Origin of the sequence: Streptomyces litchfieldiae, assembly GCF_031845365.1 — a bacterium.
GTDB classification, from domain to species: Bacteria; Actinomycetota; Actinomycetes; order Streptomycetales; family Streptomycetaceae; genus Streptomyces; species Streptomyces litchfieldiae.
Genome location: NZ_JAVREL010000019.1, coordinates 18,737 through 33,715, shown reverse-complemented (window position 1 = coordinate 33,715; position 14,979 = coordinate 18,737). Strand labels below are relative to the sequence as shown.

The following is a 14,979-nucleotide window of genomic DNA, read 5'->3' as shown; positions in this document are numbered from 1 at the left end:
GCGATGCGACTGGGGGCACCTCCCGGACGAAGTCTGGGGGAGCAGCGAGGTGCCGTGTATGGCGTCGGGCGCCCGGCGGGAATTGTCAGACAGGCCCGGGGACGGGCGGCATGCCGCCCGTCCCGGGGGTGCGGCCGAGCCGCAGCCACAGGCGGGCCACCATCCCGTGCCGGGGGGCGAGGGTCCAGGACAGCAGGAAGAACGCCGTGGCCACCAGGACGATCGTGCCGCCGGTCGGCAGGTCCAGGCTCCAGGACAGGTAGAGGCCGGTCAGCGCGGAGAATCCGCCGATGAGCGGGGCCAGCAGCATCATCACGCCCAGCCGGTCGGTGAGCAGCCGGGCCGCGGCGGCGGGGGTCACGAGCAGGGCCAGCACGAGGATGTTGCCGATGGTCCGCACGGAGATCACGACGGCGATCGACACCATGATGTAGAGCGCCAGGTCCAGGGCGAAGACGGGCAGTCCGGCGGCCCGCGCCGACTCCCGGTCGAGCGTGACCGCGACGAACTCCTTGTGCAGCAGGAACGTCAGCGCGAGCAGCGCGACGGACGAGATGGCGACCACGTACAGGTCCTCGTCCGGGATGCCGGTGATGGAGCCGAAGAGGAACTGCTGCAACGAGCCGGAGTAGCCCGGTGAGCGGCTGATGATCACGATGCCCAGGGCGAACGCGCCCACGAAGAAGACGCCGATGACGCTGTCCTCCCGCAGCCGGCGGTTCTGGGAAAACACCGCGACCGCGATGGCGGTGAGGACGCCCGCGACGGCGCCGCCGAGGACGAGGTTGCCCTGCACGACGAACGCGACGGCCAGGCCGGGGAAGACGGCGTGCGAGACGGCGTCCCCGATGAACGCCATGCCGCGCAGCACCACATAGCAGCCGATCACGCCGCACACGGCCGAGGACATGAGCGCGACGAAGAGGGCCTTGGGCAGGAACGACAGGGCCGGGTTGAACAGGTCGCCGATGAACTCCTGGACCGACAGCATTCAGGCCACCCCCAGCGCCGCCAGCAGCGGGCTGCCCGGGCGGATGCCGAACGCCGCGCGCCACACCTCGGCGTCGCGCAGCCGGTCCGGCGGTCCCTCGGCGATGACGGTGCGGTTGATCAGGCAGAGCCGGGTGCAGGTGTGCATCGCCGCCGCCAGGTCGTGGGTGGTCATGAGGACGGCCTGTCCCTCCCGGCTGAGCTCGGCGAAGAGGTCGGTCAGCAACTCCTGGGTCGGCACGTCGAGTCCGGTGAACGGCTCGTCCAGCAGCAGCACGCTCGGGTTCAGCGCGAGGGCCCGGGCGACCAGGACGCGCTGGCGCTGTCCGCCGGAGAGCTGGCCGACCGGGCGGCGGCGCAGCGGGGTCATGCCGACGCGTTCGAGGGCCTGCTTGACGGCCCGGTAGTCCGGGACGCCGGCCCGCCGCAGCCAGCCGATGCGCCGCACCCGGCCGGACAGCACGGCGTCCTCGACGCTGATGGGGAAGTCCCAGGCGAATTCGTGGCGTTGGGGCACGTAGCCCACCTTGTCGCGGACCTTGGCGACCGGCTCGCCGCCGGCCAGGATGGTGCCGCCGCTGGGCCGGACCAGGCCCAGCACGGAGCGCAGCAGCGTGGTCTTGCCGGCGCCGTTGGGGCCGACGAGCCCGACGAAGTCGCCCGGTGAGATGTCCAGATCGACGTCGTGCAGAACGAGCCGACCGCCGAGCCGGACGTGCAGATCGCGGACGGTGAGCGCGGTCATGACGTTCTCCCGGCGGTGTCGTCGTCGGCGAGCCGGCGGGCGCGCCGCCCGCGCAGCGCGGTCACCGTGATGGCCGCCACCAGGAGCAGGGCCGCGGCGCCCGCGCCGAGCAGCACGGCGGGGGTGGCGGAGGAGTCGTCGGAGGACTCCGGGGCGCTCCGGGTCGTAGGGTCGGCGGCCGGGGTCTCATCCGCCGCGTCCTGCGGGGCGGTGGGGCCGGTGGCGGCGAACGCGTCGGCCGGGTCGGTCTCCTCGCCGACGGCGAAGCGCAGCGCGGCCCGGTCGGAGACGTGCTCGCCGCTGATCAGGTCGGCGGAGATCTCGAAGTCCAGGAGGTAGACGCCGGGTTCGGTGAAGACCCAGTTGGCGTGGGTGTGGGTGTTGACGTCGACCCACAGGTCCTGGGGGGCGGTGACGTCGCCGTCCCAGAGCACCTCCGGGGCACCGAGGTCGCCGTTCTGGAGGAAGACGGCGAAGGCGCCGGGGCCCTCGACCCCGTGCAGGGTGAGGGTGGCCCCGCGGTTGACGCGTTCGATGACCTCGGGGTCCTGGGTGTTCCAGCCGAGCCAGACGACGTCGGCCGCCTGGGTCTGTGGGATGACGTAGACGTCACTGCCGGGCTCGGCGTCGAGGAAGTCGAACTGCGCGTCGTCGGGGGCCTGTTGGACGGCGGCGTCGGAGACCTGCGTCACGATGTCGGTCAGGGCCCGCCACTCGGGCGGGGTCACCGTGTCGTCGCGGCCCTGGATCTGCCACTCGCCGTCGGCGAAGCGCGGGCCGATGTCGACGTGTCCCTCGTCGAGGACGGTGGGTTGGCCGGCGGCGTTCTCGTCCTCGGGGGCGGTCGTCTCGGCCAGGGCGGTGGCGGGCAGCGCGACGGTGAGGGCCGCCGCGAGCAGGAGGCGGGTGGCGGCGCGGCCGGCCACCGCGGGTGGCCGGGCGCTGGTCAGGCACGTCCGGGGACGTGGCGCGTGGCGCATCAAGGTGTCCGTCCTTCTTCTCTTACGGGGAGTCAGCCGAGGCAGGTGCGCAGCGAGTCGGCGTTGGCGCGCATCAACTCGACGTAGCTGGTGACCTCTTCGTCGAACGCGTCGCCGTAGATGGGGCAGATCTCGATGTCCTGTTCCTCGGCGATCTGGGTCAGCGTGCTGGAGCGGGCGGCGAGATTGGGTTCGAGGAAGACGGCGGGGACGCGGAGGTTGGCGATGGTCTCGGTCAGCCGGCGCCGTTCGGCGAGGCTGGGTTCGGTGGCCGGGTTGGGCGTCACAAAGCCCGCGATGGTCACGTCGTAGGCGTCGCCGAGGTAGCCGAACGCGTCGTGCGTGGTCACCAGGTACCGGCGGGAGGCCGGGATTTCCCCGATGGTGGCGGCCACGTACTCGTCCAGCTCCGTCAACTCGTCGAGATAGGCGGCGGAGTTGGCGCGGTAGGCGGCGGCGTTGCCGGGGTCGATGTCGATCAGCGTGTCCCGGATGATCTTGACGTAGGCCATGGCGTTGCGGACGTTCTGCCACAGATGCGGGTCGATCTCACCGTGCACATGACTGCCGAGCACGGCCTGCGGAAGCTGGTGGATCGACTCCCCCGCGCGGCCCAGGAAGCGGAACTTCGGGTCGCCGGGCACCTCGGTGAGCGCCTTGTTGGGCACCTCGATGACGGTCTCGTCCGGCTCGTGGTTCTCCCGCTGGCCGCCGCCGTGCGGGTCCGCCAGCAGGGTCAGGGCGGCGGGCGAGGAGCCGGTGCCCAGGTCCACGGTCACGTCCGCGTGGCCGGCGTCGAGCACGTGCGCGCCCGCCATGCCGGGCACGGAGTGCGGATCGACGCCGACGGCGAAGGTGATCGTGGTGCTCGCCAGCTCCACCGGGGCGGAGCGGTCGGTCACCGCCAGCTCCGCCGCCAGCGACAGCCGGTAGATCCCGGGCTCGGTGAACGCCCAGGACATATGGGTGTGGGCGTCCGGCGGCAGCAGCGCGGTGTCGTCCGCGAAGCCGTCTCCGGAGTCGAAGAAGACCGCCGGTTCGCCGAAGGTCTCCGTCAGATAGGCGACCAGCTCGCCGGGGCCCTCAACTCCGGTGGCCTTCAGGCGCACTTCGGAGGAGCGGGTGGCGCCCAGCTCCTCGCCGGTGCCGCTCACCCGCAGGCCGAGCCAGATGGTGTCGAGGGCGACGTTCTCCACCAGCGGGATGATCTCGGCCGCGTACCGGGCGGCGCGTTCGGCGAGGGGGATGTTCGGCACGCCCTCGGGCAGGTTGGCGTCGATGGCGCGGATGAGGTTCTGCTCCTCCAGCAGCAGGTAGTTGCTGAACGCGGCGTCCGCGTAGACGATGTCCCGCACGTCCCGCAGGGTCGGTTCGTAGGCGTGCGGGTCACCGCCCTCCGGCACCAGGGAGCGGACCTCGACCAGGTCCCCGCCCACGTTGCGCGCGAGGTCGGCGAGGATTCCGGTCGTGGTCACCACCTGCGGGCGGCCGTCGTCCGCCGGGTCGGACACGGCGGCGCATCCGCCGGCGGCGACGGCCAGCGCCACCCCCAGACAAACAGCCGCCGCCGCGCGTCCGTTCCGGCGCCTCACCGCTGGGCCCGGCCGTGCCGCCGCACGGTCACCACGACGGCGAAGCCGAGGGCCGCGAGCGCCGCGCCGAGGGCGGTCAGCGACACGGCGGACGTTCCGGTGCCGGTGGCGGGGAGCATGCCGTCGCCCGGCAGGTCGCACTCGGCGCCGTCGGCGGTCCGGCCGACGACAACGGTCTCGGTCACGGTCTCCGTCTCGGTGTCGTCCGGCAGGTCGCCCACGGCGAAGTCGTACTCCTTGGGGCCGCTGCTGATCGACTCGCCGGTGTCCGGGTCGGTGGCCACGGCGTTGACCGTCAGCGTGTAGAGGCCGGCCTCGGTGAACGTCCACTGCGCGTGGGTGTGCGCGGGCGTCTCCTCCCGCAGCGTACCGGGCAGTTCGTAGTCGCCCTCGACCAGCAGCGGCGCGGCGCCGCCGAACGTCGTGGTCGTGTAGAGGTGAACGGTGCCCGGGCCGGTCACGTCGGTGATCTCGATCGACACGTCGGTGTAGCCGCTGCCCGCCGTGCCCTGGGTGTCCCAGCCCGGCCAGAGCAGCTCGGGGTCCTGGGTCAGCGGCAGCAGGTAGCCGGACGGGCTGCCGGGGTAGCCGTCGGGGATGTCCTCGGTCAGGGCCTGGGGCGTGACGTGCAGCAGGACGTCCTCGGGGTCGTGGGTGACCCGGGATCCGGTGACGTCCTCGGCGAGTTGGAGGGTGAGTTCGCCGCCCTCGGCCGCGACGCTGAAGGCGTCGATGTGGCCGTGGTCCAGGACCACCGAGTGGTCGGGGCCGACCGGGACCTCGGTGGTGACCTGCTCCTCGCTGGGGTAGCACGCGGGCGCCCCGGAGCCGGTGCCGCCGCCGGTGCTCGCCGTGCCACCCGTTCCCCCGGTGGTGCCGGGGTCCGGGCCGCCGGACGCGCCGTTCCCCGGGTCGGGGGCCGGGCTCGGGTCCGGATCCGGGTCCTGGCCCGGCGGGTTCCCGCCGCCCGGCTCCTCTCCGACGCGGATGGTCACCGGCGGTGACTCGGCCGCCACCGTGCCGTCCGGGCCGAGCAGCGCGGCCCGGATCTGCTGCCCGTCCACCTCGGCGGTGCCCGAGTACCGGGGGCCGGCGGTGTCCGGCACCTCGGCCCACTCTCCGGCCGGCGACTCGCGCGTGTACCAGCGGTAGTCGTCCAGTTCGGTCGGCTCATCCGGCACGGCCGTCAACTCGACCGCGTCGCCCGGCTGGTAACGGTCCGCCAGCCCCTCGATGGTGAGGCCGGTCGCGGCCGGCGGCGGCTCCTCGTAGTCACCCACGGAGAACGCGTAGGAGGCGGTGCGGCTTTCGAGCGCGTCGCCGGTCGCCGGGTTGACCGCCTCGGCCCGCACGGTCAGCGTGTAGGCGCCGGGCGCGGTGAACGTCCACATCCCGTGCGTGTGCGTCGGCGTCTTCTCTCGAATGATGCCCGGGAGTTCGAACCCGCCGTTGGTCAGAACGGACAGCGGCTCGCCGAAGCTGGAGAGGGAGTAGAGGAACACCTCGCCGGGCCCGTCCACCGCCGTGATGTGGATCGACACGTCGGTGTAGCCGCTGCCGGCCGTGCCGCCGGTGTCCCAGCCCGGCCAGATCAGGTTCGGATCCTGCGTCAGCGGCAGCACATACCCCTCGGGCGCGCCCGGGTAGCCCTCGGGTATCCCGGTCGTCCAGGCGTCCTGCTTGACCCGCAGCAGCACGTCCTCAGGCGCGTGACTGACGTGCGATCCGGTGACGTCCTCGGTGAGTTCGAGGGCGAGTTCGCCGCCCTCCACCGAGACGCTGAAGGCGTCGATATGGCCGTGGTCCAGGACCACGGGATCGGCTGCCACCGCGGCGCCGACGGGCCCGGCGGCCAGCACCGCGGCCAGCAGACCTGTCACCACGGCGCCCGGTCTGCGGCGCGAGCGGATGGTCATGTCAGTGATGCCCCTTCTCCTCGGGCCGCCCAGATCGTGCGGTCCTGCCCCGAGGGGAAGGATACAAATGAAAATCATACCCAACAAGGCCGGAGGCAATCACGCCCCCGGCCCTCGCCGGCCGCGCGGTCAGCCCTTGACGGATCCGGCGGCCAGGCCCGCCACGTAGAACCGTTGCAGCGCCACGTACAGCACGACGCACGGGACCATCGCGATGACCGCGCCGGCGGCCAGCAGGCCGAAGTCGACCTGGCCGTACGTGCCTTGCTGGAGGTTGGCCAGCGTCACCGGCAGCGTGTAGAGGTCCTGGTCGGTGAGGAACGTCAGGGCGCCGAGGAACTCCGTCCAGGAGGCCAGGAAGGCGTAGAGCGCGACCGTCGCCGCCCCGGGCATGATCAGCGGGCGCAGCACGGACAGGAGCATGCGCGGCGTGCCGGCGCCGTCGACGTGCCCGGAGTCCTCCAGCTCACCGGGGATCGCGGCGAACGAGTTGCGCATGACGAAGACGCCGAACGGGAGGTTCACGGTGGTGTAGAAGAGCACCAGGCCCAGCAGCGAGTCGGTCAGGCGCATCGCGTTCAACTGGAGGTAGAGCGGGGTCAGGATGGCCTGGAAGGGCACCATCATCGTCAGCACCAGAATGCTGAACAGGCCCCCGCGGCCCCGGAATCGGAAGCGCGCGAAGCCGTAGCCGGCCAGCGTGGCGAGCAGCGCGGTGAGCGCGGCGGTGGACAGGGACACGATCAGGCTGTTGAGGATGGGGCGGGCGAGGGAGCCCTGGCTGATCAGGTCGGTGAAGTTGGTCGTGGTCCAGTCGAAGAACGTGGACAGCGTGGGCCGTTCGACGATCACCCCGCCCGGCTGGAGCGAGCGGACCAGCGCGAACACGAGGGGCACGGCGAAGACCAGGGCCGCGCCGCCGCCGCCCAGGACGTAGAGCAGGATCTTGACGCGGGAGTCCTTGTCCCGCGACGGCGCCGGCTTGCTGCTGGGGACGGTGGTAGCCATGACACCTCAGTCTTTCTCGCGGAGCAGCCAGAACTGCACGGCGGCGATGACGGCGATGATCAGCACGAGGATGAGCGACATCGCGGTGGAGACGCCCAGTTGGAGGTCCACGAACGCGCGCCGGTAGATGGCCATCACCACGGTGGTGGTCTCCGACCCGGGCCCGCCCTGGGTGAGGATGTAGAACTGGGTGAACGCCAGCAGCGATCCGATCACGGAGATCACCAGGCTCAGCGCGATGGAGCGGCGCAGCATCGGGATGGTGATGTGCCGTTCGGTGCGCCACCAGCCGGCGCCGTCCAGCTCCGCGGACTCGTAGATCTCGCGGGGGATGGCCTGCATGCCGGACATCAGCAGCACCATGGTGAGCCCGGACACGGCCCAGATCACCATGACGATGATGAGGCCGGTGGCCAGCGGGCCGTCGACCAGCCAGGCGGTGGTGCCGTCGGTGATGCCCAGGGTCTCCAGAACGACGTTGACCGCGCCGCTGCCCGGCTGGGCCTCCAGCAGCGTCAGGAAGCTGATGGTGGTCAGGCCGACGATGTACGGCAGGAAGAAGATGGTGCGCAGCAGGGTGGAGCCGCGCCGGTTGGCGCGGACCACGACGGCGAGCGTGTAGCCCAGGACCAGGATCGGCAGCGTCACGATCGCCGTGTAGAGCAGCGTGTAGAACAGGGCCTCGTTGAAGACGCGGTCGGACCACGCCAGGCTGTAGTTCCGGAAGCCGACGAAGTCGTAGTCGCCGATGAGCGGGAAGTCGGTCAGCGAGATGTAGACGGCGACGACCAGCGGGGCGAAGACGAAGACCACCACGAACAGGACGGCCGGGGTGACCAGCGCCAGGCCGGTGCGCGACGGGTGGGTGAGGGAGCCGGGCCGACGGCGGGGGGCCCGGCGGGCGGCGCTCCCGGCGGTCGCCTCGGCCGAGGAAGTGCGGGCGTTCGCCGCGGAGTTGGCTGTGTTGGCGGTGTTGGCGGCGGAACTCATGCGTCCCCCTGTCGCAGGATCTCGTCGTAGTGGTCCTGGGCCTGCGCCATGGCGCCGTCGATGTCCCCGCCGAACACGGCCCGGCGGAACATGGCCAGCCAGGGTCCGTCGCTCTGGTTGTAGATGCGGTTGTAGGCCAGCGTCAGCGGGGCGTATCCCGCGCCGATGTCCTCCAACGACGGCAGAGCGAGCGGGTAGTCGGCGCGGAACTCCGGGGTCGCCGCGTCGGAGCGGACGGGGATGTAGCCGCTCTCGGGCAGCCGGGCCTGCTGCTCGACATCCAGGCAGAAGAGCGCGAACTCCCAGGCGGCGGACGGGTTGTCGGAGCCGTTGGGCAGGCAGAAGTTGGTGCCTCCGTCGAAGAAGGACCGGCCGCCGTCGGGGCCGCTGAGCAGCCGCACCTCGGTGTGGTCCAGCAGGCCCGGGGGCGCCTGGGGGACGAGGATGCCGTAGCCGTTGGGCATCATCCCGATCCGCCCCGCGTGGAAGTTGGCCGCCCAGCGCGAGGCGTCGTCGGCGTCGGCGTCGCTCGGGACCAGTCCCTCGTCCCAGAGGGTGTGCAGCAGGCCGAGCGTGCGGCGCAGGGCGTCGTTGCCGACGATGTCGCCGCGCTGGTGGCCGATCTCGCCGGTGATGAGGTCGGTGTCGGTCGCCCAGATGTGGGGCTGGACGGTGAACCCGAGCGCGCCGCTGCCGTTGCCGGGGAACGACCAGCCGTGGACGTCGCGGCCGAGCCCGGAGACGGCGCGCGCGGCGTCCAGGTAGCCGTCGAACGAGCCGGTCGCCTCGTCGATGTCCACCCCGGCCCGGTCCAGCAGTTCGAGGTTGCACCACAGCGCCGAGTTGTCGGCCACCGACGGCAGGGCGTAGTAGCGGCCGTCGTGCTCGCCGAGGGCGAGGTGGGCCGGGCTGAGCTGATCGCGGAAGGGCAGCGCCTCGATGAGCGGGGTGAGGTCGGCGAAGACGCCGCGGTTGATGAAGAGGGCGGAGTTGATGTCGTCGATGTCGACGATGTCGGGAACGCGGCCGCCGCGGATGGCCGTGGCGAGCTTGGTGACGAACTGGGCGTCCTGCACGGGTGTGAGCTCGACGCGGATCCGGTCCTGCGCGGCGTGGAAGCGGTCGACGAGCAGTTGGTTCGCCGCCTGGAGGGCGCTGCGGCACCAGAGCTTGACCGTGCCCGTGGCCTCCGTACCGAACCCCGCCGCCGTCACGTCCACGGGCGGTGGTGACTTGGCGCAGCCGCCGAGCAGCACACCCGCCGCACCGGCGCCGAGCAGCGAGAGGAAACGGCCCCGCGTGAGTTCCATCGTTGCCCCTATCGATTGGCCAACGGAAATTCGGGAAAACGGTTTCCGCCGACCATAGGAGCGCCCTTCGGGGGCGTCAACCCCTCGTTTCGCTTTAATTTCCAGCCTTTGAACAACCCAGCGCCGGGCGGCAGTCGCGCTGCTACTGTTTCGCAGAACGAGCGGAAACTCGGAGGAATCATGAAGCAGGATGGCCGGACCGTGCGCATCGTCGATGTCGCCCGAGTCGCCGGCGTCTCGCCCGGCACGGTGTCCAAGGCCCTCAACGACTCCGGCTCGCTGCGGCCCGCCACCCGGGAACGGGTCCGCGCCGTCGCCGAGCAGCTCGGGTTCGTCTCCGACGCCGGGGCACGGGCGCTGTCGATGCGGCGGACGTTCATCGTCGGGCTGCTCAGCACGGACGACGTCGGCCGGTTCAGCCTGCCGGTCATGCTCGGTGCCGAGAACGCCCTGACGGTCGGGGAGATTTCGACGCTCCTGGCCACGGCCCGGCGCGACTCGGTGCGCGAGCAGCACCACCTGCGTTCGCTCATCGCGCGCCGCGTGGACGGCATCATCGTCACCGGCAAGGCCACCGACGCCCGCCAGCCGCTGCGCGTGCCCGTTCCCGTCGTCTACGCGCTGACGCCCTCGGCCGGCCCGGACGACATGTCGGTGGTGCCGGACGACGCGGCCGGAATGCGCCTGATCGTGGACCACCTGCGCACGCTCGGGCACCGCCGGGTGGCCCACGTCGGCGGGCGCGCCGACCGGCACGCCTCACGGGTCCGGCTCGAATCCCTGCGCGCGGCGCTGGCCGCGGCCGGGATGGAGCTGGTCGGGCCCCCGCTGTTCGGCGAGTGGAGCGAGCCGTGGGGCCGCCAGGCCGCCGATCTCGTCCTGCGCGAGACGGCGCCCGGCGCGCTGCCGGTGACGGCCGTCGTCTGCGCCTCCGACCAGCTCGCGCGCGCGGTCGGCGACCGGCTGCGCGAGCGCGGCGTGCGCGTGCCGCACGACATCGCGGTCACCGGCTATGACAACTGGGACGTCATGTGGGAGGCCAGCAGGCCGCAACTGACCACCGTGGACATGGAGTTGGAGACGATCGGCCGGCGCGCGGCGGAGCGGCTGCTCGCGGCGATCACCGCCGGGCCGGACGACGCGCCCCCGGGCGGCGTCGAGTTGGTGCCACCGAGGCTGGTCGTGCGGGGATCGACGATCGCGGGCGACTGACCGGCCGGGCGGGCCTCGGTCGGGCCGGGGTCTCGATCAAGCGGGGTCGGGCAGGGGGAAGCCGACGTCCGCCAGCAGCGCGGCGGCCTCCTCGGAGGTCAGCCAGTCGACGAACTCCTGTGCCTCCTCCGGGTGTTCGGAATCGTCGAGCGGCGCGGCGGGGTAGTCGGCGATGACGTTCTGCCCGGCGGGGACGGGGATGGTGTGCACGTCGTCGCCGGCCGAGGCGGCGTCGGTGACATACACGATCCCGGCGTCCGCCTCGCCCAGGCGCACTTTGCTCAGGACGGCGCGGACGCTGGGCTCCTCGGAGTCCGGGGTGGCGGTGACGCCCCCCGCGTCCAGGATCTGCCGGCCGTAGCGGCCGGCGGGCACCTCGGGGGCGGCGAGGACGAGGCGGAGGCCGGGGTCGGCGAGGTCGGCCAGGGTCTCGACGCCGGCCGGGTTGCCGGGCGGGGTGACGACGGCCAGCTCGTTGTGGGCGAAGATCACGCTCTCGCCCGTGCGGTCGGCGACGCCCTCCATCGTCGGGGTGTCGGCGGTGACCAGCACATCGGCCGGGATGCCCTGGGCGACCTGGGCCGCGAGCTCCTGGGAGCCGGCGAAGGAGAACTCCACGTCGATCCCCGGGTGGCCCTCCTCGTAGACGCCCTCGGCGGCCTCGAACACATCCGTGAGGGAGGCGGCGGCCAGCACCGTCAGCCGCGCGCCGCCCCCGCCGTTCCCCTCGCCCCCGCCGCCGTCGTCGCCGCCCGAGCCGCAGGCGGCCAGCGTGCCGAGGAGCAGGCCGGCCGCGGCGAGGGCGGCCGGCCTGCGGCCACCGAGGAGGGAGTCACGCATGCGCATGTGCGGGAGATTACGGCCCCGGAGCTGGCGTCCGCAAGGATGAACCCCGCTGTGGGCCCGCAGGCGCAAGGGTTTGCCTGGAGTTCCCGGTCGGATCAGCCCTTGGCTCCCCCAGGCCCCCGGCGGCCTGGGAGGTACCCCCAGCAAGGCGCCGGATCGCAGCTCGTACTTGGCCGTATTCGCGCGATTCGGCTGGGGGCACCTCCCTGGGGGCACCTCCCGGACGAAGTCTGGGGGAGCAGCGAGGTGCCATGGCTGGCGTCGTGGGCCCGGGCGGGGACTCCACGCAGGCCCTAAGGTCGCTACAGCCCCTGGATCTGGCCGTTGCGGAACAGGTCCACAAAGATCTGGTGGTCGGCGCGGGCCCGCGCGCCGTAGGAGTGCGCGAAGTCGACGAGCAGCTCGGCGAAGCCGTCCTCGTCGGCGGCGATCGCCGCGTCGATGGCCTGCTCCGTGGAGAACGGCACCAGCGAGTGGCCACTGGAGTCGTCGGCGGCGGCGTGCATGGTGGCGGTGGCGCGGCCCAGGTCGCCCACCACGGCGTCGATCTCGGCCGGGTCGTCGATGTCGGACCAGTCGAAGTCGACCGCGTACGGCGAGACTTCGGCGACGAGCTGGCCCACCCCGTCCAGCTCCGTCCAGCCCAGCCACTGGTCGGCGTGGGCCTGGAGCGCCCGCTGCGAGATGACCGTGCGGTGGCCCTCGTGCCGGAAGTAGGAACGGACGCGTTCCTCCGTGATGTGCCGCGAGACGGCGGGTATCTGCGCCTGCTTGAGGTAGATCACCACGTCGTTCTCCAGGGCGTCGCTGCTGCCCTCCAGCAGGATGTTGAACGAGGGCAGTCCGGCGCTTCCGATGCCGATGCCGCGGCGGCCGACCACGTCCTTGACCCGGTAGGAGTCGGGCCTGGCCAGGCTGGACTCCGGCAGCGTGTCCAGATAGGCGTGGAAGCCGGCCAGCACCTTCTCCCGGGTCACCGGGTCCAGTTCGATGGCCCCGCCGCCGGGCGCGAACCGGCGTTCCCAGTCGCGGACTTCGGTCATTGAGTCGAGCAGCCCGAAGCGGGTGCGGGTACGGGCCTCGCGGAGCGCGCCGAGCAGCGGGCCGCCGGCGGTGTCGAGGGTGAACGGCGGCACGTCGTCGTCCTTGGCGCCGCCGGCCAGCGCCCGGATGCGCTCGCGGTAGGCGGTGGCGTAGGTGCGGACCAGGCCGCTGATCATGTCGTCGCTGAGCGCCTTGGTGTAGCCGATCAGCGCGACCGAGGCGGCGAACCGCTTGAGGTCCCAGGTGAACGGCCCGACGTACGCCTCGTCGAAGTCGTTCACGTTGAAGATCAGCCGCCCGTTGGCGTCCATGTAGGTGCCGAAGTTCTCGGCGTGCAGGTCGCCGTGGATCCACACCCGGGAGGTGCGCTCGTCGAGGTAGTCGCCCTCGGAGCCGTCCGATTCAAGATCGCGGTAGAAGAGGCAGGCGGTGCCCCGGTAGAACGCGAAGGCGGAGGCCGCCATCTTCCGGAACTTCACCTTGAAGGCAGCCGGATCGGCCGCCAGCAACTGCCCGAAGGCGGTGTCGAGAACGGCGAGGATCTCCTCTCCGCGCCGGGCGGCCGGGTCGGGGACGGAGTGCTGGGACGACATCGCGGATGCCTCCTGGGGCTGGGTCGTGGGCCGGGTTGTCCCGGGGCCGAGTGCGCTGCCATGGTGCCTTAGGGCCTGTATCGAGTTCCCGATCGGATCAGCCCGCGGCGTCAGACGCGGTGCCCCCCCAGGCCCTTGGGGGCCTGGGAGGTACCCCCAGCAAGGCACCGGATCGCAGCTCATACCCGGCCGTATTTGCGCGATTCGGCTGGGGGCACCTCCCAGACGGAGTCTGGGGGAGCGGCGAGGTGCCGTGACTGGCGTCGCGGGCCCGGGCGGGAACTCGATACAGGCCCTAATCCCGTCGCCGCCCCCGCGCGGAGGTCCCGGCCCCGCCCGCACCCCGCCGCGTCACCCGTCCGGCCCGTACGGCGGGCGGTCCGGGGCGGCGGCTCGATGATGAGCAGTATGGCGCGTGCGCATCCGGAGGGCGGCGGGGAGGAATCGTGGGGAGAGTCCCTGCTGGGGGCGCTGTTCAGCCAGTCGCCCCATGGGCTGTACGTGCTGGACCCGCGGCTGCGGGTGGTCCGGTTCAACACCGCGGCCCGGGGGATGCTCGGGGTCGAACCGGCCGGGGTGGTGGGGCGGACCTGGGGTGAGGTGGGGCTGGCCGACTCCGCGCGCGTCGAGGGGATGCTCCGGGAGGTGCTGGAGACCGGGAAGCCGGTGCGGGACTTCCTGTGGACGGGCCGCGTGCCCGCGCGCACCCCGGCGCGCGCGGGCGCGGAGGTCGCCTACGCGTATCCGCCCGTGACCTCGGGCGGCACCTGGTACGACGTGCTCTCGTTCTCCTCCGCGCGCGTCGGACTGGTGGTCGGGGAGGTGCGGGGATCGGGCATCGCGGCGGCGACCGCGATGGGCCGGCTGCGCGCTGGCGGCGCTCGATCTGCACCCCGACGAACTGCTGGAACGCCTCGACGAGCTGACCGGCGAGCTGGCCGACGAACGGCCGGACACCGCGTTCCCCGACCAGCCGCCGCTCAGCGCCACCTGCCTGCTCGCCTTCCACGACCCGGCCACCCGGCGGTGCGTGCTGGCCTCGGCGGGCCAACCCGCGCCCCTGCTGGCCCTGCCCGACGGGGAGGTGCGAGCGGTGGACGTGCCGGCCGGCCCGCCGCTGGGGCGCGGCGCGGTCTCCCACGCGCTGACCGAGATCGACCTGCCCGAGGGAAGCGTGCTGGCACTGCGCAACGCCGGGCTGCCGGACGCCGGCCCGGCCGCGTTGCGCGAGGCCCTGGCCGCGGGCGACGGCGACCTCCAGGAGACCTGCGACGCGATGGCCCGGGCGCTGCTCCCCGAGGAGCCGCGCGCCGACGCGGTGCTGCTGCTGGCCCGGGCCCGCGCGCTGACCCCGGAGCAGGTCGTCACCTGGCAGTTGCCGGGCGACCGCGAAAGCGCCGCCGCGGCCCGCCGGCTGAGGTCGCGGCAGCTCACCGACTGGGGGCTGGCCGAGCTGACGTTCAGCACGGAACTCGTCGCCAGCGAACTGGTCACCAACGCCGTTCGCTACTCGACCGGTCCGGTCGGGCTGCGGCTGATCCGCGACCGGGCCCTGATCTGCGAGGTCGCCGACAACAGCAGCGCCTCGCCCCATCTGCGGCACGCCGCGGAGGACGACGAGAACGGCCGGGGCCTGTATGTCGTGGCCCAGTTGACCGAGCGCCGGGGCACCCGCCACAGCAGGTCCGGCAAGGCGATCTGGACCGAGCAGCCCCTTCCCTGACCCCGGGCCCCGGAGTGTTCCGCCGGCCCG

The 14,979-nt window shown here is 72.4% G+C and carries 12 protein-coding genes and 1 pseudogene; 3 read left to right on the top strand and 10 right to left on the bottom strand.

The window, feature by feature from the left end:
* Window positions 1–85: 85 nt before the first annotated feature.
* The 8 genes from RM590_RS27000 to RM590_RS26965 form a co-directional block, all read right to left on the bottom strand.
* Window positions 86–991: an anchored repeat-type ABC transporter permease subunit gene (locus RM590_RS27000; RefSeq protein ID WP_311707330.1), complete on the bottom strand. Its 906-nt coding sequence runs from the start codon at window positions 989–991 to the stop codon at window positions 86–88.
* Window positions 992–1,735 carry an anchored repeat-type ABC transporter ATP-binding subunit gene (locus RM590_RS26995; protein WP_311707329.1) on the bottom strand — a complete coding sequence of 248 codons (744 nt, stop codon included), beginning with the start codon at window positions 1,733–1,735 and terminating at the stop codon, window positions 992–994.
* Window positions 1,732–2,715: a choice-of-anchor M domain-containing protein gene (locus tag RM590_RS26990; RefSeq protein WP_311707328.1), complete on the bottom strand. Its 984-nt coding sequence runs from the start codon at window positions 2,713–2,715 to the stop codon at window positions 1,732–1,734. Before RM590_RS26990 ends, RM590_RS26995 begins: the two co-directional genes overlap by 4 nt.
* Window positions 2,716–2,747: 32 nt before the next feature.
* The gene (locus tag RM590_RS26985) at window positions 2,748–4,226 is read right to left on the bottom strand and encodes an anchored repeat ABC transporter, substrate-binding protein (RefSeq protein ID WP_311707327.1); all 1,479 of its coding nucleotides are present in this window, start codon (window positions 4,224–4,226) and stop codon (window positions 2,748–2,750) included.
* A 77-nt stretch (window positions 4,227–4,303) separates the two neighbouring features.
* Complete coding sequence (locus RM590_RS26980) at window positions 4,304–6,223, bottom strand: choice-of-anchor M domain-containing protein (protein WP_311707326.1); 1,920 nt, start codon at window positions 6,221–6,223, stop codon at window positions 4,304–4,306.
* A gap of 129 nt (window positions 6,224–6,352) precedes the next feature.
* A complete protein-coding gene (locus RM590_RS26975; RefSeq protein WP_311707325.1) occupies window positions 6,353–7,231 on the bottom strand; it encodes a carbohydrate ABC transporter permease in 879 nt (292 codons plus the stop codon).
* A gap of 6 nt (window positions 7,232–7,237) precedes the next feature.
* Complete coding sequence (locus RM590_RS26970; RefSeq protein WP_311707324.1) at window positions 7,238–8,221, bottom strand: carbohydrate ABC transporter permease; 984 nt, start codon at window positions 8,219–8,221, stop codon at window positions 7,238–7,240.
* Window positions 8,218–9,531: an ABC transporter substrate-binding protein gene (locus RM590_RS26965; RefSeq protein WP_311707323.1), complete on the bottom strand. Its 1,314-nt coding sequence runs from the start codon at window positions 9,529–9,531 to the stop codon at window positions 8,218–8,220. Before RM590_RS26965 ends, RM590_RS26970 begins: the two co-directional genes overlap by 4 nt.
* A gap of 180 nt (window positions 9,532–9,711) precedes the next feature.
* On the opposite strand from RM590_RS26965, the gene RM590_RS26960 reads away from it, so the two are divergent.
* A complete protein-coding gene (locus RM590_RS26960) occupies window positions 9,712–10,743 on the top strand; it encodes a LacI family DNA-binding transcriptional regulator (RefSeq protein ID WP_311707322.1) in 1,032 nt (343 codons plus the stop codon).
* 36 nt (window positions 10,744–10,779) lie between these two features.
* On the opposite strand, the gene modA is transcribed toward RM590_RS26960, so the two are convergent.
* Both modA and RM590_RS26950 read right to left on the bottom strand, forming a co-directional pair.
* Window positions 10,780–11,583, bottom strand: a complete 804-nt coding sequence (gene modA, locus RM590_RS26955; RefSeq protein ID WP_311707444.1) for a molybdate ABC transporter substrate-binding protein — start codon at window positions 11,581–11,583, stop codon at window positions 10,780–10,782.
* 308 nt (window positions 11,584–11,891) lie between these two features.
* Window positions 11,892–13,226, bottom strand: coding sequence for a DUF2252 domain-containing protein (locus tag RM590_RS26950; protein WP_311707321.1), 1,335 nt, complete (start codon window positions 13,224–13,226; stop codon window positions 11,892–11,894).
* Between the two features lie 396 nt (window positions 13,227–13,622).
* Between RM590_RS26950 and RM590_RS36075 the strand changes: the two are divergent.
* Window positions 13,623–13,892 (top strand): annotated as a pseudogene (locus RM590_RS36075) (PAS domain-containing protein); the annotation flags it as partial.
* 205 nt (window positions 13,893–14,097) lie between these two features.
* Window positions 14,098–14,949 (top strand): ATP-binding SpoIIE family protein phosphatase, encoded by an 852-nt coding sequence (locus RM590_RS26945; RefSeq protein ID WP_311707443.1) that lies wholly within the window; start codon window positions 14,098–14,100, stop codon window positions 14,947–14,949.
* Window positions 14,950–14,979: the final 30 nt, after the last annotated feature.

What these genes read in the sequence shown, in the direction of transcription:
- RM590_RS26995 (WP_311707329.1), bottom strand. Translation starts at nt 1,735, where the DNA reads ATGACCGCGCTCACCGTCCGCGATCTGCACGTCCGGCTCGGCGGTCGG.
- RM590_RS27000 (WP_311707330.1), bottom strand. Translation starts at nt 991, where the DNA reads ATGCTGTCGGTCCAGGAGTTCATCGGCGACCTGTTCAACCCGGCCCTG.
- RM590_RS26965 (WP_311707323.1), bottom strand. Translation starts at nt 9,531, where the DNA reads ATGGAACTCACGCGGGGCCGTTTCCTCTCGCTGCTCGGCGCCGGTGCG.
- modA (WP_311707444.1), bottom strand. Translation starts at nt 11,583, where the DNA reads ATGCGTGACTCCCTCCTCGGTGGCCGCAGGCCGGCCGCCCTCGCCGCG.
- RM590_RS26970 (WP_311707324.1), bottom strand. Translation starts at nt 8,221, where the DNA reads ATGAGTTCCGCCGCCAACACCGCCAACACAGCCAACTCCGCGGCGAAC.
- RM590_RS26980 (WP_311707326.1), bottom strand. Translation starts at nt 6,223, where the DNA reads ATGACCATCCGCTCGCGCCGCAGACCGGGCGCCGTGGTGACAGGTCTG.
- RM590_RS26950 (WP_311707321.1), bottom strand. Translation starts at nt 13,226, where the DNA reads ATGTCGTCCCAGCACTCCGTCCCCGACCCGGCCGCCCGGCGCGGAGAG.
- RM590_RS26990 (WP_311707328.1), bottom strand. Translation starts at nt 2,715, where the DNA reads ATGCGCCACGCGCCACGTCCCCGGACGTGCCTGACCAGCGCCCGGCCA.
- RM590_RS26975 (WP_311707325.1), bottom strand. Translation starts at nt 7,231, where the DNA reads ATGGCTACCACCGTCCCCAGCAGCAAGCCGGCGCCGTCGCGGGACAAG.
- RM590_RS26960 (WP_311707322.1), top strand. Translation starts at nt 9,712, where the DNA reads ATGAAGCAGGATGGCCGGACCGTGCGCATCGTCGATGTCGCCCGAGTC.